We start from the raw sequence: 26,756 nt of genomic DNA on the forward strand, positions 1-26,756 counted from the left end.
GCGCCGCCGCCGCGGCAGCCGTCGTCGCTGCCGGCCTCGCGGGAGCATGGATGCTGAGCAGCAGCGGCGGGCCCGAACCCGCGGCACCCGAGCCGGCCGCCACCCGACCATCCGCACCATTGACGCCGCCGCCCTCGCCCTCGAGCGCGCCCGACGATGATGCAGACACCCCGCAGCCGGACACGGGGACGAAGGAAGACCGCAAAGCGCAGGAGAAGGCGGCGAAAGAAGCCGAGAAGGCCGCCGAAGAGCAGCGAAAAGCGGTCGAGAAGGCTGCGGAGAAGGCCGAGAAGGAGGCGGAGAAGGCGCGGGAGGAGGCCGAGGACGTGGAGGAGCAGTGAGAGCACCAGGTGGAGACAGCGGTCGTGCGGGAGTGATTCTCGTCACCCGCGTCGTCCGGCGAAGGGGATTGCGCGCCCGCACCTCGGTCGCGCTGCGACGCGTGCGTCTGCTGCCGCGGTGGGTGCGCCGGATGGATGCGCGCACGGCGCGGAGGATCAACGGGCACCGGCATCTCCCCGAACTCGATGTCACCCTGGCTCGTCTTTCACAGCGTGCGGATCGCAGCAGACTCTGGTTCGCGATCGCCGGTGTGCTGTACGCGATCGGCGGATCGCCGCGCCGGGGCGCCGTGCGCGGCATCGCATCGCTCATCATCGGCAGCGCGTTGGCGAACCTCGTCGGCAAACGGGTCTTCGGCGGGGATCGGCCGCTGCTCAAGGACGTGCCGATGCCGCGACGGCTGGCGAGGACGCCGACTTCCGGATCCTTCCCGTCGGGCCATTCCGCATCTGCCGCCGCCTTCGTCACCGGCGTCGCTCTCGAGTCGGGCCGATCGGGTGCGGTGCTCGCGCCTCTCGGCGCCGCGGTGGCGTACTCACGGTTGCACACCGGAGCGCACTGGCTGTCGGACGTGCTCGGGGGAGCGACGCTGGGGTCGGCGGTTGCGATCGTCGGGCGGATGCTCGTACCTGCACGTCCGCGGCCCGAGCCGACGCACCGGGGGGCGACGATCGAACTGCCGCCACTGCCCGACGGTTCCGGGGCGCTGATCTTCGTGAACTCAGCGTCGGGGATCGATCCGCTGCGCCCCGAGCCGGTCGCCTTCCTCTCCCAGGAGCTGCCGTCGGCGCAGGTGCACGTGCTGGGGGAGGGGGAGGAGATCGCACTGCTCGTGCGCGACGCGGTGGCCTCCGAGAACCCGCCCCGGGTGATCGGTGTCTGGGGTGGCGACGGCACGGTGGCCAACACCGCCGACGCCGCCCGCCATGCGCACCTGCCGCTGGTGATCTTCCCCGGCGGCACCTTCAACCATTTCGCACGCACAGCAGGGGCGGCAACGCTCGAAGACGCTGCGCAGGCGCTGCGCGACGGAATCGGCAGCCGCGTCGATGTGGCCGAGCTCACGATCGATGACGGGCCGCCGATGACGGTGATGAACGTCGCCTCCATCGGGGTGTATCCCGGGTTCGTCGCGGAGCGGGAGCAGATGGAGGAAGCGCTGGGCAAGCCCGTCGCCGCGCTGATCGCCGCTGTGCGCGTGCTGGCGCGAGCGCACACGCTGCACGTGCGGATCGACGGTCGCTCAGCGCGGGTGTGGTCGATCGCGGTCGCCGCGGGTCAGAACTCATCGGCGTCGATGGTTCCGCTCCAGCGGCGCCGCCTCGACGATGGCGTTCTCGACGTGCGGGTGCTGCATGCGCGGGGACGGATGCCGCGCCTGCGCGGACTGGTCGCACTGGCCTTCGGAGTGCGGGTATCCGCTGTGCTCGACCGGGTGCCGGGGCGAATCGGGCTCGCGACGATCGAGGCCTTCACCAACGAGCAGGTGCGGATCGAGGCGAGATCGTCGACCGGGGCCGCGGTGAACGTGGCACATGACGGCGAGGTGTCCGTGCTCGAACAGGGCAGCACCGTCGCCACGGTGCGGATCGTTCCCGGTGGGCTTGACGTCTACGGTGCACCCGCCTCACCTGGCGAATAAGGCGGGGTCTCCGTGATACGGCGTGCCGCGCCCAGGAGAGGAGCGGAATCACTCGTTCTGACATAATGTGCATTATCGGTTATTCCGCACCGACGGAACGAGGTCGAGTGTCGGCGGATGGCTCCTCGCTCGAATCCCTGTTGCGGGCGGCTCGCGCTGAGTAGGCTCACGACCGTGAACGGCAGCAACGTCAGCATCGATTGGGAATCCGCGCGGCAGGCCAACCGCGAGAACTGGAATGACCGCGTCCCGCTGCACGAGATCGCGTACGGACTGCACCGGTACGACGACCCTGCACACCTGAGCGATGTCGTCCGCGAGGATCTGCCGGTGCTGCAGCGCTTCCTGCCCGATCGAAGCCTGCAAGGACTGGATCTCTGTCACCTGCAGTGCCACATCGGCACAGACACCGTTTCGCTGGCGCGAGCCGGTGCGAACGTGACCGGGATGGATTTCTCCGGACCGGCGCTGGCGGCAGCATCCGCACTGGCTGCACGCGCCGGCGTGCAGGCTCGCTGGGTGGAGACTGACGTGCTCGATGCGCGCCGCGCCGCCACCGGGGACTTCGACGTCGTGTACACCAGCATCGGAACGATCACGTGGCTCGAAGACCTGCATCGCTGGGCCGAGCAGATCCACGGGCTGCTGCGCCCCGGCGGCATCTTCTACATCCGCGACGGGCATCCCGCTCTGTATGCGCTCGACGAGGAAGCCCCCGAGCTGACGACCCGGTACCGCTACTTCGGCGACGGGCGCGCGCAGCTGTGGGACGACCCGTCGACCTACATCGGTGACGGCACGGTCGAGCATTCCCGCACCTACGAGTGGCCGCACCCCCTCTCGGAGATCCTCGGAGTGCTGCTGGCCGCCGGGTTGCGCCTCGTGCACTTCGATGAGGGGCGCACGCTGCCGTGGCGGTTCAGCCCGCGGATGGTCGAGGCTCCCGGCGGCTACGCCTGGCCGGAGTCCGAGCGCGATCTCATCCCGTGCACGTACACGATCGCCGCGCAGCGCGACTGACGAGCGACTTCACGCGACGTACTCCGCGAGGTGCTCGCCGGTGAGGGTCGAACGGTTCGCGACGAGATCGGCCGGAGTCCCCTCGAAGACGACTCGTCCGCCGTCGTGTCCGGCGCCGGGCCCGATGTCGATGATCCAGTCGGCGTGGGCCATCACCGCCTGGTGGTGCTCGATGACGATCACCGTCTTGCCCGAGTCGACCAGACGGTCGAGCAGCCCCAGCAGGTTGTCGACATCCGCGAGGTGCAGACCTGTGGTCGGCTCGTCGAGCACATAGATGTCGGCCTTCTCCCCCATCTGGATCGCGAGCTTGAGGCGCTGCCGTTCACCGCCCGACAGCGTGGAGAGCGGCTGGCCGAGGGTCAGGTAGCCCAGCCCGACGTCCTCGAGCCGGGTCAGCACTGAGACCACCGCAGGGATCTTCGTCTCCGGAGCCGAGAAGAACGCCCGCGCTTCGGCGACCGGCAGGTCGAGCACCTCTGTGATGTCGAGCCCGCCGAGCTTGTATTCGAGAACGCCCAGCTGGAAGCGCTTGCCGCCGCAGTCCTCGCAGGGCGTCTCGATCGTGTCCATGAACCCGAGCTCGGTCACGATCACGCCCGAGCCCTTGCAGCTCGGGCAGGCACCCTCGCTGTTCGCGCTGAACAGCGCCGGCTTCACCCCGTTCGCCTTCGCGAACGCCTTGCGGATCGGCTCCAGCATTCCCGTGTAGGTGGCCGGGTTGCTGCGACGCGAGCCCTTGATGGCCGTCTGATCGATCGCGACGACACCGTCCATCGGACTGATGGAGCCGTGCACGAGCGAGCTCTTCCCCGACCCCGCCACTCCCGTCACGACGGTGAGCACCCCGGTGGGGACGTCGACGTCCACGTCCTTCAGGTTGTTGGCATCCGCTCCCCTCACCTGCAGAGCGCCGGACGACGTGCGCACCGTATCCTTCAGCGCCGCACGGTCGTGCAGGTGACGCCCGGTCAGCGTTCCGCTCGTGGTGAGCTCATCGACGGTGCCCTCGAAGCACACCTCTCCCCCGCCGCTGCCGGCGCCCGGTCCGAGGTCGACGACGCGATCGGCGATCGCGATCGTCTCGGGCTTGTGCTCGACGACGAGCACGGTGTTGCCCTTGTCGCGCAGCTGCAGCAGCAGGGTGTTCATCCGCTGGATGTCGTGCGGATGAAGACCGATCGTCGGCTCATCGAACACGTAGGTCACGTCGGTGAGCGACGAGCCGAGGTGTCGCAGCAGCTTGATGCGCTGCGCCTCTCCCCCGCTCAGCGTTCCCGACGGACGCTCGAGGCTCAGATAGCCCAGCCCGAGGGTGACGAACGACTCGAGGTTCGCGCGCAGGGCCTCGAGCAGGGGACCTGCCCCGCTCACCGACAGGCCGCGCACCCACGCAGCCAGATCCGTGATCTGCATGCGACAGGCGTCGGCGATGCTCGTGCCGTCGATCTTCGATGATCGCGCGCCCTCGGTGAGGCGGGTGCCGTCGCACTCCGGACACGTCTTGAACGTCGCCACACGCTCGACGAACGCCCGGATGTGCGGTTGCAGGGCGTCGATGTCCTTCGACAGCATCGACTTCGTGATCTTCGGGATCAGACCTTCGTAGGTCATGTTGATGCCCGAGATCTTGACCTTGGTGACCTCACCGTAGAGGAACATCTGGCGCTGCTTCTCGGTGAACTCCGCGATGGGCTTGTCGGCCGGATAGAAGCCCGACTGCGAGAAGCCCTTCACCATCCAGCCGTCGGCTGTATAGCCGGGCACCATGATCGCGCCGTCGTCGAGCGACTTCGTCTCGTCGACGACCTGGGTCAGGTCGATGTCCGACACCGCTCCCCTGCCTTCGCAGCGCGGGCACATGCCGCCGAGATACACGACATCCTTGACGATCTTCTTCTCGCCCTTCGGTCCGGTCATCACGCCGCTGGCCTTCTGCGTCGGGATGTTGAACGAGAACGCCGTCGGCCCGCCGATGTACGGCTCACCGAACCGCGAGAACAGGATGCGCAGCATCGCGTTGGCATCCGTGACCGTGCCCACCGTCGAACGCGGGTTCGCGCCGAGGCGCTCCTGATCGACGATGATCGCGGTGGTCAGCCCCTCGAGCACGTCGACGTCGGGCCGGGGCACCGAGGGCATGAAACCCTGAACGAAGGCACTGTAGGTCTCATCGATCATCCGGCGGGACTCTGCGGCGATGGTGTCGAACACCAGCGAGCTCTTGCCCGACCCGGAGACGCCGGTGAACACCGTCAGGCGTCGCTTCGGCAGGTTGACCGAGACGTCCTTGAGATTGTTCTCACGCGCGCCCTCGACGCGGATGACGTCGTGGCTGTCGGCAGGGTGATCCTGTGGCACGGTGCTTCCTTCGATGGGATGGATTCGGATGCCGGGCGGCGCACGCGTCAGGCGATGGACTGATTGATACGGACGAAATTACCGGCAGGATCGCGGAACGCGCAGTCGCGCACGCCGTAGGGCTGATCGATGGGCTCCTGCACGACATCCGCGCCCTTCGCCTCGATCTCGGCGAAGGCGGCATCCACATCGTCGGCGGTGAGCACGACGCCCGCGTAGCTGCCCTTCGCCATGAGCTCGAGGATGGTGCGCCGCTCATCGTCGCTGATGCCCGGGTCGACCGCAGGAGGGGTGAGCACGATCGACGTGTCGGGCTGCCCGGCCGGTCCCACCGTGATCCACCGCATGTCTTCGTATCCGACGTCCTTGCGGACTTCGAATCCGAGGACGTCGCGGTAGAAGGCGAGGGATGCCTCCGGGTCGATGTGCGGGAGGAAGCTGACGCTGATGGTGATGTTGTTCATGGCGTCGACGCTACTCACGCCCGTGCGACGTCGCTTCTCGATTCCTGATCGGTCTGGTCGCCTGCTTCTCGACCCACGACGGGATGCCCGGGCCCAGCCCCGGATCTCGCCGGTACGCGCTCGGAGAGACGCCGACCAGTTCGCTGAACCGGGTGCTGAACGTGCCGAGCGACGAGAAGCCGACGGCGAAGCACGCCTCGGTCACTCCCACGTCTCCGCGGCGCAGCAGCGCCATGGCCCGTTCGATGCGGCGCGTCATCAGATACGAGTACGGGGACTCGCCGAAGACCTGACGAAATCTGCGGCTGAGGTGACCGGCCGACATGTGCTCCCCCCGCGCGAGCGTCTCGACGTCGAGCGGGCGAGCGTACTCGCGATCGATCCGGTCGCGCACCCGACGCAGTCTGGTCAGCTCGGCGAGTCGATACGAGTCCTCAGCACTCTGTCCCACATCCCGATCCTGGCATCCGATAGCGTGTGCGCGAAGGGTCCGCTCCACGAAAGGATCATCATGACCGCTCTCCGCTTCACCGAACCCGGCTTCCTGCGCTCCGTCCGTCTCTTCCTCGGCATCGCCGGCGCGATCACTCTCATCGCCGGCATCGTGCTGCTCGTCTGGCCCGCGAAGTCGGCGGTGATCGTCACCGGCATCTTCGCCAGCTACCTCATCATCGGCGGTCTCGTCTATCTCGGTCTCGCCGTGTTCTCCGGCAGAGGCGGCGGGTGGGTGCGCACCGGCCATGTCGTACTCGGACTGCTGTACATCGCGACCGGCATCATCGCCTTCGCGAACCTCGGTGCCGCCACCGTCACCCTCGCGATCGTCGTGGCGATCTTCATCGGCGTCAGCTGGATCGCCGACGGAGTCGTGGCGCTGAGCCTGATGGGACACGACGCGTCGCGGGTGTGGACGCTGCTCTACGCACTGCTCGGCATCATCGCCGGCATCGCCGTGCTGTTCTCGCCGCTCTACGCGGCGACGGTGCTCTGGCTGATCCTCGGCATCTCGCTGGTCGCGCTGGGAGTCGTGCAGCTGGTGCGCGCGTTCACCCTCAAGCAGGTCGAGTCGGCGCAGACGCCGGACGTCGTCGTCTGAGCCGACGCCGCAACGTGATGAGGGAGGCCACCCGGCGGGGTGGCCTCCCTCATCACGTGGACGTCACTCGGCGATGAAGTCCGAGGTGTCGCCGACGAGGCGGGTGTTGTCAGCGGGCACCGGCTCGACGGCGGCCTTGGCCACCTCGGCGGCGAACTCCGAGACGTTGTACAGCTTGCCCGCCGACTCGCGGCGCCCGGCGATCGCTCCGGGGTTGGCGCGCTCGAGCAGAGTCGCTGTGATGGTGCCCTCGATCATGTCGCCCGAGACGACGGTGAACCCGACGCCCTTCTCCGCAAGGCCGGGAATGAGCTCCCGCAGCGCGTCCTCACCCGCCCGCTTCGAGCGGGCGACCGGCTCGTACTCGGGCATGGTCGGCGTGGTGCGGATGAAGTGGGCCTGGTGGCTGGTGACGAAGACCACCCTGGCCTCGTCGCTCAGCAGCGGCTCAGCGGTCTGCAGCACGTTCACCTGTGCGTCGCGGTTGAGCGTCAGGGCGTAGTCCTCGGCCATGCCCGACTCCATGCCGCCCGACGCGTTGAGCACGAGCACGTCGAGGCGCCCGAACTCCTCGCGCACCCGATCGAACATCTCCGACACCGAGTCGGGATCGGTGAGGTCGGCGCCGACGACCAGAGCGCGGCGGCCGAGGGCGCGCAGCTCGTTCGCGAGCTTCTCGGCGCGGGGGGCCTTGTTGCGGAAGTTGATGACCACGTCGGCGCCCGCTTCGGCGAAGTAGCGGACGGTGTCGGCGCCGATGCCACGCGACGATCCGGTGACGAGGGCCACCTTGCCGTCGAGGGATCCGGCGGGAAGGACCTGGGTCATCTCTGCTCCTCGGGATGCGCGTGATCGCCCGGATGGCGACATCCCACCCTACAACGGCGGCTTGTCAGGACCGGGCCGCGAGCCCCGTGGTAGGTTGACGCCAGGAGGGCGAATGGACGGTCTGGCGACATTCTTAGCCGACATCGGGCAGTGGGCGTGGATCGCGTGGCTGGTGCTGATCGCCGTCTTCCTGGTGATCGAGATGCTCACCCTCGACTTCACCTTCCTCATGCTGTCGTTCGGCGGCCTTCTCGGACTCGTGGCGGGACTCGTGGGCCTTCCATGGTGGGCGCAGCTGATCGTCGCCTCTGCCGCCGCGGCGATGTTCATCTTCTTCCTCCGCCCTCCTCTGCTGCACCGCCTGCGCCGCGGCGAGGATCCGGCGAAGTCGAACGTCGACGCATTGACGGGCCTTCGGGGCACCGCCCTGCTCGACATCACCCAGATCACCGGTCAGGTCAAGCTCAGCAACGGCGACATCTGGACCGCGCGCAGCGCCGACGGCACGCCGATCATCACCGGCACCCGCATCGCGGTCGTCGACATCAGCGGCGCCACCGCCATCGTCCGTCCCGTCACCGAATAGGAGCATGATGAACGACTCCTCGTTCATTCCGACCGCCATCGCGTGGGTCCTCGCCATCGCGGTCATCATCTTCGTGCTGGTCACGATCGCCCGCGCGATCCGGATCATCCCGCAGGCTACGGCCGGCGTCGTCGAGCGCCTCGGTCGCTATCACAAGACCCTGCAGCCCGGGCTGAACATCCTCGTGCCGTTCATCGACCGGCTGCGTCCCCTGATCGACATGCGCGAGCAGGTCGTGTCGTTCCCGCCGCAGCCCGTCATCACCGAGGACAACCTGGTGGTGTCGATCGACACCGTCGTCTACTTCCAGGTGACGGATGCCCGTGCCGCGACCTACGAGATCGCCAATTACCTCGGTGCGGTCGAGCAGCTCACCACGACGACGCTGCGCAACGTCGTGGGTGGACTGAACCTCGAGGAGGCGCTCACCAGCCGTGACAACATCAACGGTCAGCTGCGCGTCGTGCTCGATGAGGCGACCGGCAAGTGGGGCATCCGCGTCTCGCGCGTCGAGCTGAAGGCGATCGACCCGCCCGTCTCGATCCAGGACTCGATGGAGAAGCAGATGCGCGCCGAGCGCGAGCGCCGTGCCACGATCCTGACCGCGGAAGGATCGAAGCAGTCGCAGATCCTCGAGGCGGAGGGACAGCGCCAGGCGGCGATCCTCAAGGCCGAGGGCGACAAGCAGGCGGCCGTGCTGCGCGCTCAGGGTGAGGCCGAGGCCATCCAGAACGTCTTCAGTGCGATCCACCAGGGACGCCCCGACGACAAGCTGCTCGCCTACCAGTACCTGCAGATGCTGCCCAAGATCAGCGAGAGCGAGTCGAGCAAGCTCTGGATCATCCCGAGCGAGCTGACTGAGGCCCTTAAGGGCATCGGATCGGCGTTCACTCCTCGCGGCGACGCCACCGGCGAGCCACCGCGCAGCACGTGACGCACCCGTTCTTCGCGGGCACCGGAAGTCCTCGCGTCTTCGCGCACCGCGGACTGGTGCTCGCCGACAGCGGACACGCGGCTGTGTGGGAGAACACGGCGGCCGCGTTCGCCGCAGCCCACGCGGCCGGTGCCGAGTACATCGAGACCGATTGCCGGGTCACCGCCGACGGCGACGTCGTTCTCGTCCATGACGAGACGCTGCAGCGTATCGCGGGCGACCCGCGCCCGGTGCGCTCGGTGCGCACCAGAGAGCTCGAGCACCTCTTCGCCGCGCACGGCGGACTGCTCACCGTGGCGGCAGCTCTGGATGCCTTCCCCGACACCAGGTTCAACATCGATGTGAAGACCGCCGAGGCATCCGTCCCGCTCGGCGCCGTGCTCGCGCCGCACACGCACCGGGTTCTGGTCACCAGCTTCTCCGACCGCCACCGGCTCACAGCGCTGCGGGCGACGCTGCAGGCAGGAGCGGAGATCACGCCCGCCACCTCGGGCGGTCGATCGGTGATCGCGCAGCTGCGCGCTCTCTCGGCGGCCCGCCTCTCCCCCGCCCGGGTACTGCGCGATGTCGACGCCGTGCAGATCCCGGAATCGCACGGCGGCATCCGCCTCTTCACGCCTTCGCTGCTGCGGGCCGCTCGCAGACACGGAGTCGAGGTGCACGTCTGGACGGTGAACGACCCTGCTGACATGACGCGACTGGTGGCCGACGGCGCTGACGGCATCGTGACCGATCGGGCCGATGTGGCGATGCACGTCCTCTCCTGACGGCCTCCGCGCCGACGAAAGCCCTGGGATTCCCCTGTGAGTCGGCGTGGGTTCTCATCGCTGTGGATGATTCGCACAGGCGCGAGCGTTATACCTGACAGCGACGAGAGGACCACACAATGGCAGATCGCAGCCTTCGCGGCATCCGGCTGGGTGCCCAGAGCCTTCAGAGCGAGGAGGGCGTCGTCTTCATGGAGCGACGCTCCACCGCGTACAAGTGCGACACGTGCGGCCAGGAGACCACACTGATGTTCGCGGCCGACGCCGAGGCACCGCAGACCTGGGAGTGCCGTCACTGCGGCGCCGAGGCGGTGCTGCAGATCGACGGCGCGTCCGTCAAGCTCGAGGACAGCGACCAGAAGGTGGCACGCACCCACTGGGACATGCTGCTCGAGCGTCGCACCCGCGACGAGCTCGAAGAGCTGCTCGCAGAGCGGCTCGCATACATCCGCGCCCGCCGTGGCGCGGGAGACGACCCCACGCGCCACCGCATCGGCGCCTGATCAGCGTCGTCGTTGCGACAGCAGTCCGGCGACGGCCAGCACGGCCGGAGAGATCAGCATCCCCAGTTGAATCCACGGCCCGAGTACGACCCCAGCCGTGAGGCCGGAACGCAGTTCGACATCCTCGATCAGCGCTCCGGCCTCATCGGCGTCCAGGGCGGCGACGGTCGACCCGTCAGGCCGGATGATCTGGCTCGTGCCCACGGTCGACACGTTCACCACACTGCGACCGGTCTCGATCGCCCGCATGCGGGCGAAGGCGAGCTGCTGCAGATTCTCGTCAGTCCCACGGAAGTCCGCGTTGTTCGTCTGGAAGACCAGCACCTCGGCTCCCCCGGTCACGCTCTCGCGGATCACCTCGTCGTAGATCACGTCGAAGCAGATCGCGAGGCCGACTCCCGTTCCGTCCACCCGCACGAGCGGCGGGTTGCTGCCGGGGGTGTACTCGCGGCCGATGAGCCCGATGAGGTCGGGGGCGAGCGCGTAGTAGAAGTCGCGGTCGGGGACGTACTCGCCGAAGGGCACGGGATGCCGCTTGTCGTGCAGCTGCGAGGCATCGCCCTGCTGCGTCCACAGGAACGACGTGTTGAAGATGTCTTCACCGCGCTCGGTGGCGGTGTTGGCGAGCAGCGGCGCGTCGAATTCGTTGACGAGGCGGGTGAGCCGCCGCGCGGTCGTCTCGTCTTGGAACGGGTCGTAGTCGACGCCGCCCTCCGGCCAGACGAGCAGGTCGACGTCCGCATCGCCGATCATTCTGGTGGCGTCGGTCTGAGCGCTGATCACCCCGTACGGCTCGCGCTCGTCGAAGTATCCCGTCGGGCCGTCGCCCTGCACCGCCGCGATGCGCATCTCCCCGGATCGCGCCGTCGGAAACAGCGGAGTCAGCAGCAGCACGACGAGGGTCACCGCCGGTGCGATGAGGGTGGTCGCGCGGCTCCATCCCCGCATCCGGAACAGCTCGATCAGCAGCGCGACCAGCGCGACCATCAGGAACGTCAGCCCGCTCACCCCCAGCCAGGAGGCGACCGGCGCGAACGGCCCCTGCGCCTGCGACATCCCCAGCCGGGCCCACGGGAAGCCTCCGTACGGCCAGTTGCCGAGGAAGAGCTCGTGCGTCGTCCAGAGACCTGCCACGACGAAGGGCAGCGCCACACGTGTGCCGCGGGGCCAGACGCGTGGAAGCCAGCGGTACGCGAGCGTGATCGGGATCAGCGCGACCGCGGTGAGCACGCCCTCCACGACGGTCAGCGCGATCCACGGCACCGGACCGAGGTAACGCGCCGTGAACGAGACCTGCAAAGCGAAGAACACCAGTCCGTAGGCGAGGCCGACCAGCAGAGCCCCGCCGACGCGTCGTCCGCGCAGAGCAGGCAGCAGCAGGGCCAGCGCCACGAACACGAGCGGCCAGATCGCCGCGGCGGGGAAAGCGAGTGCCATGAGGACCCCGGCGATCGCCGCCATGCCGGCAGCGGCCCACAGGGGCAGGTCGGGGCGCGCCGACGGCGGGTTGGTGACGCTCATCCGGTCACACCGCGGTGTAGACGACGATGCCGCGCCGCACGCCGTCGAGCGCGCGGCGAGCCGTCCGGGCGAGGTCTCCGTCCTCGGCGACGATCGAGAGCTGATCGAGCAGATCGATGGTCTGCTTGGCCCAGCGCACGAAGTCGCCGGCCGCCATGTCGGCGTCGATCAGCACCCGGTCGAGCGCGCCGCCGCGTGCCCAGGCGTGCATCGCGGCGGCGAGGCCGGGCGCGAGCGGCTCGGTGCGCGGCAGCGAGTAGTCGTGCTCGAGATCGTCGAGTTCTGCCCACAGCCTCGTCGTGGCGTCGTAGGCGATGCGGAACGCGCCGCGGGGCAGGCCCCGCTCCCCCATGTTCTGCTCGTCGCGTCGCGGTTCGTAGACCAGGCAGCTGGCCATCGCAGCCAGCGACGGCGCATCCAGCGTGCGCCACAGCCCCTGCCGCAGCGACTCGGCGACGAGCAGGTCGCGCTCACCGTAGATGCGACGCATCGTGCGGCCGGCGTCGGTCAGCGACAGACGATCGCCCTCGCCGTCAAGATAGCCGACCACCTGCAGCACATCGATCACCCGGTCGAAGATCCGGGCCACCGTGCCGGTGCGCGTCTCGATCTGACGGCGGATACGGTCGGTGTCGCGCTTGAGCGAGAAGTATCGCTCGGCCCAGCGTGCATGCGCCTCCCGATCGGGGCAGCTGTGGCAGGCATGCCGCCGCATTCGGGTGCGCAGCCCCTGGATCTTCTTGAGGCGCTTGTCGCGTGCGGCGCGTCCTCCGGCATCCCGTCGATCCTTCTTCTCGAGATCGCTGAGCTCGCGCCGCATCGCGGCGTACTCGAGGAAGTCACCGTGCTCGCACGTCATCGCCTCGCGGTAGCCGGCCAGCGAATCCTCCGCCTCGCGCACCTTGCGGGCGAGCCCGACGACAGATCGGTCGGCCTGGAACTGCGCGAACGACGACTCGAGGATCTCGCGCGCCCTCGACCTGCCGAACCGGTCGATGAGGTTGACGGCCATGTTGTAGGTCGGGCGGAAGCTCGAGTTGAGCGGATAGGTGCGGCGGGATGCCAGTGCCGCGACGGCCTGCGGATCCATGCCCTCGGTCCACTGGACCACGGCGTGACCTTCGATGTCGATCCCGCGGCGGCCGGCGCGACCGGTGAGCTGGGTGTACTCCCCCGACGTGATCGCGACCCTCGCCTCGCCGTTGAACTTCTCCATCTTCTCGAGCACCACCGTGCGGGCGGGCATGTTGATGCCGAGGGCGAGCGTCTCGGTCGCGAAGACCGCCTTGACGAGCTTGCGCTGGAAGAGCTCTTCGACGACCTCCTTGAACGCGGGCAGCATGCCGGCGTGGTGAGCGGCGACGCCGCGCTCGAGGTCGTCGCGCCACTGCCAGAATCCCAGCACGTCGAGGTCTTCGTCGAGCAGCGCCCGGGTGCGGTCGGTGACGATCTCACGGATCAGCGCGCGCTCCTCCTGAGTCGTCAGACGCACGCCGGACCGGCGCACCTGCTGCACGGCGGCGTCGCACCCGACCCGGCTGAAGATGAAGAAGATCGCCGGCAGCAGGTTCGCCCGCTCGAGCAGGCGCACCACCTCGGGCCGGTCCATCCGCTCGATCCGACGCATGTTCGACGCCCGCACGGGGCGCTTGCCACCGCGCGGCGGACGGTGTGCCTCCCGCCCGGCGTGCCGGGCGCTGCGGTAGTCCTGCGCGCGACTGTTGCTCTCGTGGCGTGAGCCGGTGAAGGAGCGGATGCGCAGCAGCTCCTGATTCACCTGAGCGGTCGCGATGCCCGCACGCTCGTCGAAGAGCGGCAGCAGGTCGTCGCGCACGAGGACATGCTGCTCGAGCGGCACCGGGCGGATCTCCGACACGATCACATCGGTGTCGCCGCGCACGGTGTCGAGCCAGTCGCCGAACTCCTCGGCGTTCGACACGGTCGCGCTCAGCGAGATGAGCCGCACGTGCTCGGGCAGGTGCAGGATGACCTCTTCCCACACCGGGCCGCGGAACCGGTCGGCGAGGTAGTGCACCTCGTCCATCACGACGTAGCGCAGCCCGCGCAGCGCGTCGGAGTCGGCATACAGCATGTTGCGCAGCACCTCGGTGGTCATCACCACGATGCGCGCGTTGCCGTTGATGTTCGTGTCGCCCGTGAGCAGGCCGACCTGATCCGCGCCGTATACGTCGACGAGCTCACGGAACTTCTGGTTCGACAGCGCCTTCATCGGCGTGGTGTAGAACGCCTTGTCGTTGCCGGTCTGCATGGCGAGGTGGATCGCGAACTCGCCGACGATCGTCTTCCCCGCACCCGTGGGAGCGGCGACCAGAACGCTGCGGCCGCGCTCGAGCGCGTAGCAGGCGTCGACCTGGAACGGGTCGAGCGCGAAGCGCTGCCGGTCGGCGAAGGCCTGCGTGTGCGGGTGCTCGGCCGCCGCGCGGGCGGCCGCGTAACGCTCGGCGGGCGAACTCATGCTGTGGGCAGGTCCGGGTCGAGTCCCTCGACGATCCGCCGCTTGCGACGCCGTCTGTCGAGCAGGAGGGTGAGGCCCGCGGCCGCGAAGTACAGCACCGTGAGCATGCCGGCCAGCATCAGCATGCTCACGACATCCGCGGCGGGCGTCGCGAGTGCCGCGAATGTGGTCGCGATGAGCACGGCGACCCGCCATCCCTTGAGGATCGCCTTCCCCGACAGGATGCCGGCGAAGTTGAGCACCACGAGGAACACGGGCAGCACGAAGGCGACGCCGATGACCATCATCATCTTGAAGACGAAGTCGTAGTACTTCTTCGCCTCGTACAGGTTGGTGGCGCCCTCGGCTGTGAAGGAGGCCATGAGCTCGATGACGTGCGGGACGACCAGCGTGCCGACGTAGCATCCGGCGAAGAAGAGCGGCAGGGCTGCGCCCAGGAACCCGACCGTGTACCTGATCTCCTTGCGTGTCAGCCCCGGCATGATGAACGCCCAGAGCTGCCACATCCAGATCGGTGCCGACAGGAAGATGCCGATGGAGAAGGCGATGCGCATCCGCAGGTCGAACGGCGCCGTGACCGAATCGTAGGTGAGCGCGACCAGCGTGTCGCTCGTCTTCGCGACCTGGTTGATCGGCTCGGTGATGAAGGCGATGATCGGGTCGGTGATGACGAACGCGATGATCATGCCGACCAGCAGGCCGGCAGCCGCGAGCATCAGCCGCTTGCGGAACTCGAGTAGATGAGCTCCCAGCGACATGCGCCGTTCACCGCGTGGCTGACTGTCCTTCGCGGCGTGGGAATCTACCGCAGCCACGGTGATCAGACTGTGCGATCAGGACCGGCGGGCGCGTCGGGGTCGACGTCTCCCACGGCATCCTTCTTCTTGACGGTGTCGGCGGCGTCTTCCTCGCGCATCGCCTTCATCTCGCCCTTGAAGACGCGAGCCGACTGGCCCATGCTCTTGGCCAGCGCCGGCAGCTTCGCCGCACCGAAGAGAAGAAGGATGACGACGAGCAGGATAACCAGGTGCCATCCGTTGAGGTTGCCGAGCATGCAGGACTCCTAGATCGAGATTACGGTCAGTCTACCTGGCGAGTGTTCACTCAGGCGCCTTATAGAGGTCGAGTCCGGCTGCGGCCCAGTCGTGGGTCGTCGTGCGCGCGAGAGGCGGGTCGAGCACCTCGAGTGCGCCGCCGAAGCGCGCGGCGACGCGCTTGATGCCTCGAGGGTCGGCCATGCGGATGCGGAGCGTGACGAGCCCGCCGCCCCGCTCGACCTCCTCCTGCGGGAACGATCCGATCAGCGGCACGAGCCGCTCGGGGATCCGCACGACCACCGCGTCCTCCGGCCCATCGCCGTCGCCGAACTCGGCGGGTACGGCGGTGTCGGCGTGGGTGATCGGGATGTCGGTGATCCGGGCGTCGCTGACCCGGTCGAGATGGAACGTGCGCATGGCGGTGCGCAGGTGACACCAGCCCTGCAGGTACCACTGGCCGTTGTCGATGCGGATCTGCGTCGGGTCGACCGTGCGGGTGGTGGGCTGCGCATCGGGCGCCTGGTAGCGGAACGACACGGCGACACCGTCGTGCAGCGCCTGCGAGACCACCCGCTGCACCTCGGTGACCGCAGCCGGTGCGACGACGAGGTCGGGCGGGGCATTTGCGGATCCCCGCGACAGTTTGGCCATCAGCCCGGTGACCAGGCCCGAATCCGCGACGGCCGGCACGGATGCCACCATCTGCAGCCCGGCGAGCAGCGCGGCCGCTTCGCGGGCGGTCAGGCGCGGCACCCGCCGCAGGGCGACGTCGTTGGTGATCTCGATGATGTCGTGCTCGTCGAGCAGCTCCCAGTCGATGTCGAACATCTCCTGCGGCAGCTGCCAGTAGCCGGAGTCTCCGGGCAGGCCGATGACCGTCAGCTTCTCGACCATCCCGCGCAGGGCCTCGCGGGTCACGCCGAAGTCGGCCGCTGCCTCGTCGAGCGTGACCTGTCCGCGCTCGAGCAGATACGGCACGAGCGTGAGGTAGAGCCGCACGCGGTCGGCGGCGAGAAGCGGTGCACCCGCGGTGCTCATGAGTCCTCCCGATCGACGTCGGCGTGGTCGGCCGCATGACGCTCGGCGATCGACCGAAGACGCTGGATGACGGCATGCCGGAGGTCGGCCGGGCTCACGACCCGCACTTCGGGTCCGTACGACGCCAGCTCGTCGGCGAAGATGTGCCGGTCGACGTACCCGACCGCGATGCCCTGCGCGCGCGGCGTCGCGCGCCGGCCGAGCCGCAGCGCGGCCTCTGTGCCGGGGGTGACCTCGAGCAGGGCGCTCTGCGCGGCCGCGAACTGCTCGAGACCCGCCAGTGCGCGAGCTGCGGCACCTTCGCGCAGGGCGACGTCGAACGACTGCGCCGTCACCTTGACGTCGCTGACGATGCGGCTGAGCAGGAATGTGCGCTCGGCGTCGGCGTCGATGTCGACCCCGAAGAGATGCCAGCGTGCCTCGTACTCCACCTGCGCGAGCGGACGCACGCGTCGTCGCGTGGGCGCCTTCTCGCCGGGCTTGAGGTACTCGAAGACGACGACCCGGTTGCGCTCGATCCCCTCCTGCAGCGCGGGGAACGCCGCATCCCGGGCTGCGATGCGCGGGGCGAAGCCGATGATCGGCTCGTCGCCGTCGATGCCGAGTGCGCGGATCTTGCGCACCCCCGAACGGGCATCCATCGACACCGATTCGGTGCTCCAGACGCTTCCCGCCAGGCGCAGCACCGCGAGTTCCGCCGGAGTGAACTCGATGTCGGCGGGCAGGTCGTACTCGGCCTGCGGGATGCGGTAACGGGCCTCGCGCAGGTCCTGCGGGTCGGCGGGGTCGCCGATCGTCTCGATCGGGACGCCGAGCGAGCGCAGCTCGTCCTTGTCGCGCTCGAACATCTTCTCCAGCGCATCGGTCTTGGCGCCCGCCTCGACGCGCTGCCGGTAGCCGGAGACGTTCTCGATGATCTGCTGCTTGGTGAGCCCGATCTCCGTGGCCATGAGCGCCACGACGAGATTCGTCAGGCGCTCCTCTGCGGGGATCCGGGCGGTCGTCACCGGGCCATCAGCTCCGCGGGGATGACACCGAGCACGTCGATCACGTACACGGTGGCGTCGTCGCCGGACTCAGCCGGCACGACGACCATCAGCTGCGATCCGACACGCGACGCGGAGACCGCCTCGGTCACCTCGGCAGGCAGCCCGTCGGTGCCGGTGAGGGTGCTGTCCCAGGTGGTCTGACCGACGCTGCGGCTCGTCCAGCCGACAGAGGTCGACCGGATGAGGGCGGTTCCCTTGCCGACCTTCTCGTGCTCGCCCTGCAGCAGCGTCTCGGTGATCGCCTTCTTCGGTGCGGCGGTGTCGGGGATGATCACCCCGGGGCGCCCGTCGGGTGCTCGGACCACCGAGGGAAGGCCGGCCGCGTCGTTGAACACGTCGGAGCCGTCGGCCTTGGCCAGAGCCGTGTAGCGGACGTCGTAGACGGCGACGAGGCTGTCCTTCGCATCGAGTCCGATCTGCTGCGCTGCCCCTTCGGGAAGCTCAGCGGCGGGGATCGACGCGACGATGCGGCTGCCTTCGGTCGCGCACCTCAGCGCCTCGTCGACTCCCGCGAGCTCGGCGCCGGCCGAGTCCGGGCTCCACAGCTTCAGCTGCGCGTCGAGGACCTGCCCGGTCGTGCCGTTCACCAGCACGCGGGCGAGGATCGCCTCCTGACGGCCGTCGGTGATCGCGCGGCCGTCGCCCGTGATGATGTCGGCGTATGCGGTCTTGCCGGTGTGCACGGGCAGCTCGATCTCGACCCGCGGTGAGCCGAAGTCGCCGCTCACCGTCACCGACCTCTCCAGCGCCGCCGAGCTGTCGCGCTCACACGCGGCTCCCTCGAATGTCGGCGCCGCAGCCGAGCATCCGGTCAGGACGATGGTCGAGAGGGCGAGGGCCGAGAGGGCAGCGGTCGTTTTACGCACGCGCCCCAGTCTATTCGGATGCCTGCTCGCCCTCGCGCGACGCCGCCGCGACCCGCGCGCCGCCCGCAGCCTTCTGGGCCTCGCGCACGCGCTTGCGGAGGTTCTTGTCGGTGATCTGCCGGTCGCCGACCGCACCGGGCGTCCACAGCTCGACGTCCTCGTCTCCGTAGCTGGACTTCGATGCGCGACGACGCACCTCGGGCGGCACGGCCCCCGGCGCCAGTCGGCGTGCGGTGAGCAGGAAGCCCGTGTGGGCGACCATGCGGTGGTCGGGGCGCACGGCGAGGCCTTCGACGTGCCAGCCGCGCACCATCGTCTCGGACGCGTCCGGATCGGTGAACAGACCGGTGCCTCGGATGTACTCGGCGACACGTGACAGTTGAGTGGCGGTCGCGATGTAGCAGATCACCACGCCACCCGGGGTGAGCGCCTCGGCGACGGCATCCATGCACTCCCACGGTGCGAGCATGTCGAGCACCACGCGATCCACGGTGCCCGCCTGGTGCCGGGCACCCAGCTCCTCGGCCAGGTCGCCGACCACGACATCCCACGTCTCGGGCGTCTCGCCGAAGAACGTCTCGACGTTCGCCTTCGCCACCTCGGCGAAGTCCTCGCGGCGCTCGAACGAGGTGAGGGTGCCCTCGGACCCGATCGCTCGCAGCAGGGCGAGCGACAGCGCACCCGAGCCGACCCCCGCCTCGACGACCACCGCGCCGGGGAAGATGTCGGCCTGCATGACGATCTGCGCGGCATCCTTCGGATAGACGATCGCCGCACCGCGCGGCATCGACATCGCGAAGTCGCGCAGCAGCGGACGCAGCGCCAGGTAGTCGTGGCCCGAGCTGTTCGTCGCGACCGACCCGTCGGGCTGGCCGATCAGGTCGGCGTGACGCAGCACACCATGATGGGTGTGCAGTTCGCCGTCGGCACGCAGGGTGATGGTGTGCAGCCGGCCCTTCGGGCCGGTGAGCTGAACGCGGTCTCCCTCGCGGAAGGGACCGCTGGGACGTGCGGCGCTCATCGGGCGCTCTCCTTCGCGAGGCGGGTGTGCAGGTCGGCGAGATCGGCCGTCGTGCGGCCCTCGAGGGTGGGCCACAGCTCGTCGGCGCCGCATCCGTCGAGGGGGATGAGGTGCGGCACGCCGAGGGTGACCGCACCGGATGCCGCGCCCGAGGCCACGCCCGTCGGCGAGTCCTCGATCACGACGGCGTCGACGATGTCGATGCCGAGCTGTGCGGCAGCGGCCAGGTACGGGTCGGGGAACGGCTTGGGTCGCTCGACTTCGTCGCCGGCGATCACCAGGTCGAACGCGGTGAAGTCGATCTGATCCACGACGTCGAGCGCCATGCGGCGCAGCGACATGGTGACGAGCGCCGTCGGGATGCCGTGCGCCCGAAGATCCGCGAGCAGCTCGCGCGCCCCCGGCCGGAACGGCACGCCCTGCGTGCGCAGTCGCTCGGCGACGCGATCGGTCAGCAGGTCGACGATCTGCTGGGGCTCGAGGTCGACACCCGCCTGCTGCAGCACGCGACCGCTCTCGAGCAGGCCGCTGCCGATCAGCTGCATGGCGTCGTCGTGCGTCCACGTGCCGCCATACGACTCGACCAGCTCGGTCTCGACGGACATCCAGTAGGGCTCGGTGTTGACGACGGTTCCGTCCATGTCCCACAGGACTGCGGCGGGCTTTCTGCTCATTGCACCCATGCTAGCCCGGGTCTCCGCCCCTCGCTTCGCGAGGCGGTCTAGCCTGGAGGGATCGACTCGGCTCCTGGAAGGAGAGGGATGGACGTCCTCGGTTCTCGCATCGTCGTCGCCGCGTTCGACGGCTGGAACGATGCCGGTGAGGCGGCGAGCGGTGCCATCGCCGCTCTGCGCGCGGCCGGCGACTACGAACAGGTGCACGCCGTCGATCCCGAGCTGTACTTCGACTACCAGTACACGCGTCCGTCGTCGCGCGTGGACGCCGACGGACGCCGAGAGCTGCACTGGCCGGAGGCCACGCTGTGGCGGCCCACCCGCCGCGTCGACGAGGGTCCGGAGCTGTGGCTGCTGACCGGGTCGGAGCCGGCGCGGGCATGGCAGGCGTTCGTGAACGAGTTCGTCGATGTCGCGCTCCGCGACGACGTCACCGGCCTGGTCACGATCGGGGCGATGCTCTCGGACGTGCCGCACACCCGCCCGATCTCGGTCTTCGCCTCGAGTCAGGATGAGCGGGTGCGTCGGGTGCACGGGCTGGAGAAGTCCAGCTACGAGGGGCCGGTCGGCATCCTCAGCGTGTTCGACCAGTTCTTCAGCCGGGCGGAGATCCCGTCGGCCAGCCTGTGGGCCAGCGTGCCGCACTACGTCGCCTCGGCATCTCCGTCTCCGAAGGCGACTCTGGCGCTGCTCGACCGCCTCGAGGAGCTGACGGGCGTGGGTCCTGAACGCGAGCACATGCGCACCGAGGCCGCGGCGTGGGAGGCGTCGATCGACGCGGCGGCCGCCGAGGACGAGGACATGGCCGAGTACATCCGGCAGCTCGAGCGCACCCGCGACACGTGGGACTCTCCGGATGCGTCGGGGGATGCCATCGCGCAGGCGTTCGAGCGCTACCTGCGTCGCCGCGGGGACGGTTTCGACAAGCGCTGAACGGTCAGGCCGCGATGACGCCGGTGGCGAGCAGCACGATGAGCGCGACGCCGAGCAGCACTCGGTAGATCACGAAGGGCAGGAAGCTGCGCTTCGAGATCCAGTTCATGAAGAACGCGATCACGCCGAGCGCGACGACGAACGCGATGCCGGTGGCGGCCAAGGTCTCGCCGAGCCCGAAGTGCTGATTCGGGTCTCCCCCGTGCTTGAACAGCTGATAGAAGCCGCTGCCGAAGACTGCGGGGATCGCGAGCAGGAACGCGTACCGTGCGGCGGCGGCGCGCTCGTAGCCGAGGAACAGCCCCATCGTGATCGTGCCGCCGGAGCGGGAGACGCCGGGGACGAGGGCGAGCGCCTGCGCGAATCCGAAGGCGGCGCCGTGGCCGTAGGTGAGCTGGTCGAGCTTGCGGCGCTTCGCGCCCACGTGGTCGGCGATGCCGAGCAGCACGCCGAAGACGATCAGCATGATCGCGACGATCCACAGTGACCGGAAGACCGTCTCGATGGAGTCCTGGAACAGCAGCCCCAGCACGACGATCGGGATGCTGCCGAGGATGATCAGCCAGCCCATGCGCGCGTCGGGATCGTCGCGCGGCGCCTTCCCGGTGAGAGAGCGGAACCACTGGCCGATGATGCGCACGATGTCGCGCCAGAAGAACACGACGACCGCAGCTTCGGTGCCGATCTGCGTGATCGCCGTGAACGCGGCGCCCGGGTCCTCCCCCGACGGCAGGAATGTGCCGACGATGCGCAGGTGCGCGCTGGAGGAGATGGGCAGGAACTCCGTGAGTCCCTGCACGATGCCGAGGATGAGCGCTTCGAGCAGGTTCATGCGTCGCTTTCTGACAGGGGCTTCGGGGGAGCCGGCGCGAGCGGGAGCTGATCAGCAGCTGCGCAGCAGATCGGCCAGCACGCGCTGGCCGAAGACAAGCGATTCTACGGGTACGCGCTCGTCGACTCCGTGGAACATCCCGGTGAAGTCCAGATCGGCGGGCAGGCGCAGCGGCGCGAACCCGTAGCCGGTGATGCCCAGCGACGCGAGAGCCTTGTTGTCGGTCCCCGCGCCCAGGAGGTACGGGATCACGGGCACACCGGGGTCGTGACGCCCGAGCGCGGCGACCATCGCATCGACGAGATCACCCTCGAAGGGGGTCTCCATCCCGATGTCCCGGACGACCGTCTGGATCTCGATGTCGTCGCCGACGATGCGCTGCAGCTCGGCGAGCACGTCGTCCTCTGTGCCGGGGATCACGCGGACGTCGATGAGCGCCTCGGCCGTCTCGGGGATCACGTTGTGCTTGTACCCTGCGGTCAGCGCCGTCGGGTTCGTCGTGGTGCGGAAGGTCGAGCGCAGGAACGCCTCGGCCGGACCGGCCGCCGCTGCCAGGGCATCCGGGTCGTCGGTCGGTCGGCCCGTGAGCTCGCTCAGCCCGTCGAGCAGCGCCCGGGTCGTCGGCGTGAGCCGGATCGGCCAGCGGGTGCGTCCGATCGCCGCCACCGCCTCGGCGAGGCGCGTCACCGCGTTGTCGTCGTGATAGCGGCTGCCGTGCCCGGCGCGGCCCTTCGCGACCAGACGAAGCCAGAGCAGAGCCTTCTCCCCCACCTGGAGCAGGTAGGCGCGACGGTCGTCGACCGTGATCGAGTAGCCGCCCACCTCGCTGATCGCCTCGGTGGCACCGGCGAACCAGTCGGGACGCTCGTTCACGACCAGGGCAGATCCCTCGACGCCGCCGTTCTCCTCGTCGGCGAAGAACACCAGGATCAGGTCGCGGTCGGGCCGCTCCCCCGCCCGCAGCATGTCGGCGACCGCGGTCAGGATCATCGCGTTCATGTTCTTCATGTCGACGGCGCCGCGCCCCCACAGCATGCCGTCGCGCAGCACGCCCTCGAACGGGTCGACGCTCCAGTCGGCGGCGACCGCCGGCACGACATCGAGATGACCGTGCACGACGAGAGCGGGGCGCTCGGGGTCGCGGCCGGGTACGCGCGCCATCACGTTGGTGCGGCGCTCGACGGGCTCGTAGTACTCCGGCTCGAGCCCGAGTGCCTGCAGGTACGCGCCGACGTACTCGGCCGCCTCCCGCTCGCCGTTGGCCCTGCCGCCACCGAAGTTCGACGTGTCGATGCGGATCAGGTCGCGGGCGATGCGGACAACCTCGGGCAGCTCAGTCTCGGGCATGTGCCCAGGCTACCCAACCGGGGTGGCGCGCCCGGGAGACGGGCTGGTTCGAACAGCCGCGCAGGGCGTGCTAGAGTCGATCTTCGTTCGGCAGCGAACATCTGCGCGGGTGGCGGAATAGGTAGACGCGCTAGCTTGAGGTGCTAGTGCCCGCATAGGGCGTGGGGGTTCAAGTCCCCCCTCGCGCACAGAACGACGAAGGCCCGGGTCCGGTGGACTCGGGCCTTCGTCGTCTCAGCTCCGCATCCGGAGGCGCCGCCAGCGGTAAGGCGGGAAGTCCTCGGGCCAGTGCAGCCGGACGGTGCGCGATCCCCGTCTCATGCGGCGGCCGAAGGCCCGCCCGGGCCACAGCGGGCGCATCGAGATGCCCATCCGCTGCCCCGCCATCCGGCCGATACCGCCTATCGAGCCGAGGTGGAACGACAGATCGAGGTCGTCGTGGATCTCGGCGTCGTGCCGATGCACGTGCTCGCGCACGGCGCGCCAGGCATCCGTCCTCATCGCCATGTTCGAGCCGAACAGAGGTCGATGCCCGAGCGCCGACCCTGCGGCGACCTCGTACGCACCCAGATAGATCCGGGCGGTCCAGCGCAACGCCCGGGGCCCGTCGATGAATCGCGCACCGCCCGTCGCTGCGACTCGCTCCGGGGAGCGGGCGAACGTCGCTTCGGCATCCCGCACCCATGTCGACGGCGGAACGCAGTCGGCGTCGAGCCGCAGGATGAGATCCCCGGCTGCCGCGTCGTACCCGGCTGCCGCGGCGGCAGGGATGCCGATCTCGGGGCAGAACACCACCCTCGCGCCCGCTGACGCGGCGATCGCCGCCGACGCATCCGAGGATGCGTTGTCGACGACGATCACCTCGTCGGCCTGTCGCGTCTGCTCGCGCAGTGCGGTGAGGCAGCGGGTCAGCAGCTCTGCGTCATCCCGTACCGGGATGACGACCGTCACACGCAACGATGCTCAGGCGTCGACGTCGCCGCGCCACGCGCCGGTCTCGCCGCCGCGGCCCTCGATGAACTTCTTGAAGTTGTCGAGATCCTTCTTGACGGCGTGCGATCCTGCACCGACCAGCGCACCGACCTTCTCGAGCAGACCCTGCGGGTCCCAGTCGATCTGCGCGGTGACACGCGTAGTGCTCTCATCGAGCTTGTGGAACGTGACGACTCCGGCATGTTCGGTGTCACCGCCTACGCTCCGCCATGCGACGCGCTCGTCGGGGTGCTGCTCGGTGATCTCTGCGTCGAACTCGCGCTCCGCTCCGGCGACCTTGACGACCCAGCGATTGTGCGTGTCGTCGATCTGCGTGATCGAGACGACCTCGTCGAGGAAGTGCGGGAAGCTCTCGAACTGCGTCCACTGGTTGTAGGCGACGGTGACGGGGACGTTCACGTCGACGGTCTCGATGATCTGGGGCATCTTCAGCTCCTCGCTCGGGGATGGAGTTCCAGTCAGCCGGACGAGCACGCATCGCGCGAGGGGGTTGACGGCGGAGGCGGCGACGGTCGATCAGACCGCGCCGACGCCGAATGCCAGGCCGAGCCCGTAGGTGATGGCCGCCGCGCCCACGCCGATCGCCAGCTGACGCAGCGCGCGCTTCAGGGGTGGCCCGCCGGAGAGGATGCCCACCATCGCGCCGGTGGAGAGCAGGGCGATCCCCACCAGCACCAGGGCGAGGACGATCGCCGTGGTGCCGCTGAGACCGAGGATCCAGGGAAGCACCGGGATGATCGCACCGGAGGAGAACAGCAGGAAGCTCGAGATCGCCGCCGCCCAGTCACTGCCGATCACCTCGTGGTCGGGGTGCGTGCCGATCGGCTCTGTCGTGTCGCGCCGGATGCCCGCCTGCGCCGCCGCGACGACGCGCTGCGCGCGGATCAGAGACTCGTGCTGAGCCATACCGCGCGCGCGGTAGACGAGGGCGAGTTCGTTGGCGTCGATGTCGAGGTCGCCCGCGGTGGCGTCTGCGTCGGTGCTCTCCTCGGTGGATGCCAGCAGCTCGCGCTGGGAGCGCACCGACACGAACTCCCCCGCCCCCATCGACAGCGCACCCGCCAACAGCCCTGCGATGCCGCTGAAGAGCACGAAGCCGGCGCTCACGCCGGTGGCGCCGATACCCAGCACGAGCGCGAGGTTCGAGACGAGGCCGTCGTTCATGCCGAACACGGCGGCGCGAAAGGAGCCGGACAGGCGGCGGCGTCCGCGCGCGGCGAGGCCGCGGACGACTTCGTGGTGCACCTTCTCGTCGGCGCGCATCGCCGCCGTCGCGAACTTCTCGGTGTCATAGGGCGATCGCGCCTCGGCGCTCTGTGCGAGGGCGAGCACGAAGATCGATCCGAAGCGGGAGGCCATCCAGCCGAGCATCCGCGAGCGCAGGCCCGCCTTCGGCAGCCGCTTCGGCTCTCCGCCGAGCAGGTCGAGCCAGTGCTGCTCGTGACGCCGTTCGGCGTCGGCGAGCGAGAGCAGGATCTCGCGCTCCTCCCCGTCGCGGCGTGCAGCGAGGTTGGCGTACACGGCACCTTCCGCGCGCTCCTCGACGAGATAGCGTGCCCACTGCCTACGATCGGCGGGGGTGGGCTGTGCGGGCGCGTTCATGCATCCTCCGTGCTGTGGGGAACAGTCAACGCTATCGACGGGAAGCCGCGCAGACCGGGTCAGGACGGCGATTGACAGGATTTCGGATGCCCGAAGCGGATGCTGCTCAGGTGCGCACGCGCTTGCGCAGCACGTCGATCCGCGACTGCAGCTGGGTGACGGTGGCCTGTGCGACGGCGGGGCCGCCGCACACCCGCCGCAGCTCGGCGTGCACGGCGCCGTGCGGCTCGCCGCTCTGCCGGGCGTACAGGCCCACCAGACTGTTGAGCAGCTGCCGCTGCTCGCGGAGGGTGCGGTGCAGCGGTGCGGGCAGGGTCGACTCCCGTTCGGGAGGAGTCGCGGCCTCGCGTGCCTGACGCAGTTTGCTCTGCCTGGCCTGGCGCTGCATGAGCAGGTCGTGCACGTGCTCGGGTTCGAGAAGTCCGGGAATTCCGATGAACTCCTCCTCCTCCGGCGTGCCGGGCTCGGCCAGCTGGCCGAAGTCCTTGCCGTCGAAGACGACCCGATCGAAGTGCGCGAGCGAGGAGATCGCCTGATAGCTGAACTCCTGTGTCAGGGCATCCGACGCATCGTCCTCGCGATTGGCGCTCTCCAGAAGCGAATCCTCGAGACCGTCGTCATCCTTGGTCTGACGGTCGAGCGCGTGGTCACGCTGCTTCTCCATCTCGTTCGCGAGCGTCATCAGCACGGGCACGTTGGGCAGGAAAACGCTCGCCGCCTCGCCGCGGCGCCGGGCGCGCACGAAGCGACCGATCGCCTGGGCGAAGAACAGCGGCGTCGAGGACGAGGTCGCGTACACGCCGACGGCGAGGCGCGGCACGTCG

At 69.0% G+C, this 26,756-nt stretch carries 26 protein-coding genes, 1 tRNA gene and 2 pseudogenes; 10 read left to right on the forward strand and 19 right to left on the reverse strand.

All coding sequences use genetic code 11. The features are described from left to right. The 3 genes and pseudogenes from RT309_RS04045 to RT309_RS04055 form a co-directional block, all read left to right on the forward strand. Positions 1–341: pseudogene (locus tag RT309_RS04045) on the forward strand (hypothetical protein); the annotation flags it as partial. 68 nt (positions 342–409) lie between these two features. Further along, positions 410–1,984: a phosphatase PAP2 family protein gene (locus tag RT309_RS04050; protein WP_313355560.1), complete on the forward strand. Its 1,575-nt coding sequence runs from the start codon at positions 410–412 to the stop codon at positions 1,982–1,984. A gap of 174 nt (positions 1,985–2,158) precedes the next feature. Then, positions 2,159–3,004 carry a class I SAM-dependent methyltransferase gene (locus RT309_RS04055; RefSeq protein ID WP_313355561.1) on the forward strand — a complete coding sequence of 282 codons (846 nt, stop codon included), beginning with the start codon at positions 2,159–2,161 and terminating at the stop codon, positions 3,002–3,004. A gap of 9 nt (positions 3,005–3,013) precedes the next feature. Here the strand turns inward: RT309_RS04055 and RT309_RS04060 are convergent, their stop codons facing one another. Genes RT309_RS04060 through RT309_RS04070 form a run of 3 tightly spaced genes read right to left on the reverse strand, consistent with a single transcriptional unit; the run spans position 3,014 to position 6,280 of the window. Then, positions 3,014–5,365, reverse strand: coding sequence for an excinuclease ABC subunit UvrA (locus RT309_RS04060; RefSeq protein WP_313355562.1), 2,352 nt, complete (start codon positions 5,363–5,365; stop codon positions 3,014–3,016). A 47-nt stretch (positions 5,366–5,412) separates the two neighbouring features. Next, positions 5,413–5,829: a VOC family protein gene (locus tag RT309_RS04065; protein WP_313355564.1), complete on the reverse strand. Its 417-nt coding sequence runs from the start codon at positions 5,827–5,829 to the stop codon at positions 5,413–5,415. Positions 5,830–5,839: 10 nt separating this feature from the next. Continuing rightward, entirely contained in the window at positions 5,840–6,280 is a 441-nt protein-coding gene (locus RT309_RS04070; RefSeq protein ID WP_313355566.1) for a helix-turn-helix transcriptional regulator, read from the reverse strand. Between the two features lie 60 nt (positions 6,281–6,340). On the opposite strand from RT309_RS04070, the gene RT309_RS04075 reads away from it, so the two are divergent. Beyond that, a complete protein-coding gene (locus RT309_RS04075; protein WP_313355568.1) occupies positions 6,341–6,925 on the forward strand; it encodes a DUF308 domain-containing protein in 585 nt (194 codons plus the stop codon). 63 nt (positions 6,926–6,988) lie between these two features. On the opposite strand, the gene RT309_RS04080 is transcribed toward RT309_RS04075, so the two are convergent. After that, a complete protein-coding gene (locus RT309_RS04080) occupies positions 6,989–7,753 on the reverse strand; it encodes an SDR family oxidoreductase (RefSeq protein ID WP_313355570.1) in 765 nt (254 codons plus the stop codon). A 112-nt stretch (positions 7,754–7,865) separates the two neighbouring features. Between RT309_RS04080 and RT309_RS04085 the strand changes: the two genes are divergently transcribed. The 4 genes from RT309_RS04085 (at position 7,866) to RT309_RS04100 (ending at position 10,543) form a co-directional block, all read left to right on the forward strand. Continuing rightward, positions 7,866–8,339, forward strand: coding sequence for an NfeD family protein (locus RT309_RS04085; protein ID WP_313355572.1), 474 nt, complete (start codon positions 7,866–7,868; stop codon positions 8,337–8,339). Between the two features lie 7 nt (positions 8,340–8,346). Then, positions 8,347–9,273 carry an SPFH domain-containing protein gene (locus tag RT309_RS04090; protein WP_313355602.1) on the forward strand — a complete coding sequence of 309 codons (927 nt, stop codon included), beginning with the start codon at positions 8,347–8,349 and terminating at the stop codon, positions 9,271–9,273. Next, the gene (locus RT309_RS04095) at positions 9,270–10,040 is read left to right on the forward strand and encodes a glycerophosphodiester phosphodiesterase family protein (RefSeq protein WP_313355574.1); all 771 of its coding nucleotides are present in this window, start codon (positions 9,270–9,272) and stop codon (positions 10,038–10,040) included. The genes RT309_RS04090 and RT309_RS04095 overlap by 4 nt, the downstream gene beginning before the upstream one ends. A 119-nt stretch (positions 10,041–10,159) precedes the next feature. Continuing rightward, on the forward strand, positions 10,160–10,543 hold the full coding sequence (locus RT309_RS04100; protein ID WP_313355576.1) for an RNA polymerase-binding protein RbpA: 384 nt from the start codon (positions 10,160–10,162) through the stop codon (positions 10,541–10,543). Here the strand turns inward: RT309_RS04100 and lnt are convergent, their stop codons facing one another. The 9 genes from lnt to RT309_RS04145 form a co-directional block, all read right to left on the reverse strand. Continuing rightward, entirely contained in the window at positions 10,544–12,064 is a 1,521-nt protein-coding gene (lnt, locus tag RT309_RS04105) for an apolipoprotein N-acyltransferase (protein WP_313355578.1), read from the reverse strand. 4 nt (positions 12,065–12,068) lie between these two features. After that, positions 12,069–14,540 (reverse strand): DEAD/DEAH box helicase, encoded by a 2,472-nt coding sequence (locus tag RT309_RS04110; RefSeq protein WP_313355580.1) that lies wholly within the window; start codon positions 14,538–14,540, stop codon positions 12,069–12,071. Continuing rightward, the gene (gene tatC, locus RT309_RS04115) at positions 14,537–15,298 is read right to left on the reverse strand and encodes a twin-arginine translocase subunit TatC (RefSeq protein ID WP_313355604.1); all 762 of its coding nucleotides are present in this window, start codon (positions 15,296–15,298) and stop codon (positions 14,537–14,539) included. Before tatC ends, RT309_RS04110 begins: the two co-directional genes overlap by 4 nt. 62 nt (positions 15,299–15,360) lie before the next feature. Further along, positions 15,361–15,594, reverse strand: a complete 234-nt coding sequence (tatA, locus tag RT309_RS04120) for a Sec-independent protein translocase subunit TatA (protein ID WP_313355582.1) — start codon at positions 15,592–15,594, stop codon at positions 15,361–15,363. Positions 15,595–15,640: 46 nt separating this feature from the next. Then, entirely contained in the window at positions 15,641–16,615 is a 975-nt protein-coding gene (locus RT309_RS04125) for a WYL domain-containing protein (protein WP_313355583.1), read from the reverse strand. Beyond that, complete coding sequence (locus RT309_RS04130; protein WP_313355606.1) at positions 16,612–17,565, reverse strand: WYL domain-containing protein; 954 nt, start codon at positions 17,563–17,565, stop codon at positions 16,612–16,614. Before RT309_RS04130 ends, RT309_RS04125 begins: the two co-directional genes overlap by 4 nt. 53 nt (positions 17,566–17,618) lie before the next feature. Then, positions 17,619–18,530, reverse strand: a complete 912-nt coding sequence (locus tag RT309_RS04135) for a hypothetical protein (protein WP_313355585.1) — start codon at positions 18,528–18,530, stop codon at positions 17,619–17,621. 10 nt (positions 18,531–18,540) lie between these two features. Further along, on the reverse strand, positions 18,541–19,551 hold the full coding sequence (locus RT309_RS04140) for a tRNA (adenine-N1)-methyltransferase (protein WP_313355587.1): 1,011 nt from the start codon (positions 19,549–19,551) through the stop codon (positions 18,541–18,543). Beyond that, positions 19,548–20,225 (reverse strand): HAD family phosphatase, encoded by a 678-nt coding sequence (locus RT309_RS04145; protein WP_313355588.1) that lies wholly within the window; start codon positions 20,223–20,225, stop codon positions 19,548–19,550. Before RT309_RS04145 ends, RT309_RS04140 begins: the two co-directional genes overlap by 4 nt. A gap of 87 nt (positions 20,226–20,312) precedes the next feature. Between RT309_RS04145 and RT309_RS04150 the strand changes: the two genes are divergently transcribed. Continuing rightward, positions 20,313–21,158: a PAC2 family protein gene (locus RT309_RS04150; RefSeq protein WP_313355590.1), complete on the forward strand. Its 846-nt coding sequence runs from the start codon at positions 20,313–20,315 to the stop codon at positions 21,156–21,158. Positions 21,159–21,162: 4 nt separating this feature from the next. Here the strand turns inward: RT309_RS04150 and RT309_RS04155 are convergent, their stop codons facing one another. Both RT309_RS04155 and RT309_RS04160 read right to left on the reverse strand, forming a co-directional pair. Next, the gene (locus RT309_RS04155; protein ID WP_313355593.1) at positions 21,163–21,990 is read right to left on the reverse strand and encodes an undecaprenyl-diphosphate phosphatase; all 828 of its coding nucleotides are present in this window, start codon (positions 21,988–21,990) and stop codon (positions 21,163–21,165) included. Positions 21,991–22,041: 51 nt separating this feature from the next. Beyond that, a complete protein-coding gene (locus RT309_RS04160) occupies positions 22,042–23,337 on the reverse strand; it encodes a M20/M25/M40 family metallo-hydrolase (protein WP_313355595.1) in 1,296 nt (431 codons plus the stop codon). A 103-nt stretch (positions 23,338–23,440) separates the two neighbouring features. On the opposite strand from RT309_RS04160, the gene RT309_RS04165 reads away from it, so the two are divergent. Next, positions 23,441–23,525, forward strand: a tRNA-Leu gene (locus RT309_RS04165). Positions 23,526–23,571: 46 nt separating this feature from the next. On the opposite strand, the gene RT309_RS04170 is transcribed toward RT309_RS04165, so the two are convergent. From RT309_RS04170 to RT309_RS04185, 4 genes and pseudogenes are all read right to left on the reverse strand, one after another. Further along, positions 23,572–24,288: a glycosyltransferase gene (locus RT309_RS04170; protein WP_313355597.1), complete on the reverse strand. Its 717-nt coding sequence runs from the start codon at positions 24,286–24,288 to the stop codon at positions 23,572–23,574. Positions 24,289–24,300: 12 nt separating this feature from the next. Then, on the reverse strand, positions 24,301–24,756 hold the full coding sequence (locus RT309_RS04175) for an SRPBCC family protein (RefSeq protein WP_313355598.1): 456 nt from the start codon (positions 24,754–24,756) through the stop codon (positions 24,301–24,303). 90 nt (positions 24,757–24,846) lie between these two features. Then, positions 24,847–25,932, reverse strand: coding sequence for a VIT1/CCC1 family protein (locus tag RT309_RS04180; protein WP_313355600.1), 1,086 nt, complete (start codon positions 25,930–25,932; stop codon positions 24,847–24,849). A gap of 106 nt (positions 25,933–26,038) precedes the next feature. Next, positions 26,039–26,756 (reverse strand): annotated as a pseudogene (locus tag RT309_RS04185) (ATP-dependent helicase); the annotation flags it as partial.

Source organism: Microbacterium sp., from assembly GCF_032084865.1.
Classification (GTDB): Bacteria; Actinomycetota; Actinomycetes; order Actinomycetales; family Microbacteriaceae; genus Microbacterium.

What these genes read in the sequence shown, in the direction of transcription:
- RT309_RS04130 (WP_313355606.1), bottom strand. Translation starts at nt 17,565, where the DNA reads ATGGCCACGGAGATCGGGCTCACCAAGCAGCAGATCATCGAGAACGTC.
- RT309_RS04150 (WP_313355590.1), top strand. Translation starts at nt 20,313, where the DNA reads ATGGACGTCCTCGGTTCTCGCATCGTCGTCGCCGCGTTCGACGGCTGG.
- RT309_RS04110 (WP_313355580.1), bottom strand. Translation starts at nt 14,540, where the DNA reads ATGAGTTCGCCCGCCGAGCGTTACGCGGCCGCCCGCGCGGCGGCCGAG.
- RT309_RS04080 (WP_313355570.1), bottom strand. Translation starts at nt 7,753, where the DNA reads ATGACCCAGGTCCTTCCCGCCGGATCCCTCGACGGCAAGGTGGCCCTC.
- RT309_RS04090 (WP_313355602.1), top strand. Translation starts at nt 8,347, where the DNA reads ATGAACGACTCCTCGTTCATTCCGACCGCCATCGCGTGGGTCCTCGCC.
- RT309_RS04160 (WP_313355595.1), bottom strand. Translation starts at nt 23,337, where the DNA reads ATGCCCGAGACTGAGCTGCCCGAGGTTGTCCGCATCGCCCGCGACCTG.
- RT309_RS04145 (WP_313355588.1), bottom strand. Translation starts at nt 20,225, where the DNA reads ATGAGCAGAAAGCCCGCCGCAGTCCTGTGGGACATGGACGGAACCGTC.
- RT309_RS04125 (WP_313355583.1), bottom strand. Translation starts at nt 16,615, where the DNA reads ATGAGCACCGCGGGTGCACCGCTTCTCGCCGCCGACCGCGTGCGGCTC.
- RT309_RS04175 (WP_313355598.1), bottom strand. Translation starts at nt 24,756, where the DNA reads ATGCCCCAGATCATCGAGACCGTCGACGTGAACGTCCCCGTCACCGTC.
- RT309_RS04075 (WP_313355568.1), top strand. Translation starts at nt 6,341, where the DNA reads ATGACCGCTCTCCGCTTCACCGAACCCGGCTTCCTGCGCTCCGTCCGT.
- tatA (WP_313355582.1), bottom strand. Translation starts at nt 15,594, where the DNA reads ATGCTCGGCAACCTCAACGGATGGCACCTGGTTATCCTGCTCGTCGTC.
- RT309_RS04065 (WP_313355564.1), bottom strand. Translation starts at nt 5,829, where the DNA reads ATGAACAACATCACCATCAGCGTCAGCTTCCTCCCGCACATCGACCCG.
- RT309_RS04085 (WP_313355572.1), top strand. Translation starts at nt 7,866, where the DNA reads ATGGACGGTCTGGCGACATTCTTAGCCGACATCGGGCAGTGGGCGTGG.
- RT309_RS04140 (WP_313355587.1), bottom strand. Translation starts at nt 19,551, where the DNA reads ATGAGCGCCGCACGTCCCAGCGGTCCCTTCCGCGAGGGAGACCGCGTT.
- lnt (WP_313355578.1), bottom strand. Translation starts at nt 12,064, where the DNA reads ATGAGCGTCACCAACCCGCCGTCGGCGCGCCCCGACCTGCCCCTGTGG.
- RT309_RS04155 (WP_313355593.1), bottom strand. Translation starts at nt 21,990, where the DNA reads ATGAACCTGCTCGAAGCGCTCATCCTCGGCATCGTGCAGGGACTCACG.
- RT309_RS04180 (WP_313355600.1), bottom strand. Translation starts at nt 25,932, where the DNA reads ATGAACGCGCCCGCACAGCCCACCCCCGCCGATCGTAGGCAGTGGGCA.
- RT309_RS04100 (WP_313355576.1), top strand. Translation starts at nt 10,160, where the DNA reads ATGGCAGATCGCAGCCTTCGCGGCATCCGGCTGGGTGCCCAGAGCCTT.
- tatC (WP_313355604.1), bottom strand. Translation starts at nt 15,298, where the DNA reads ATGTCGCTGGGAGCTCATCTACTCGAGTTCCGCAAGCGGCTGATGCTC.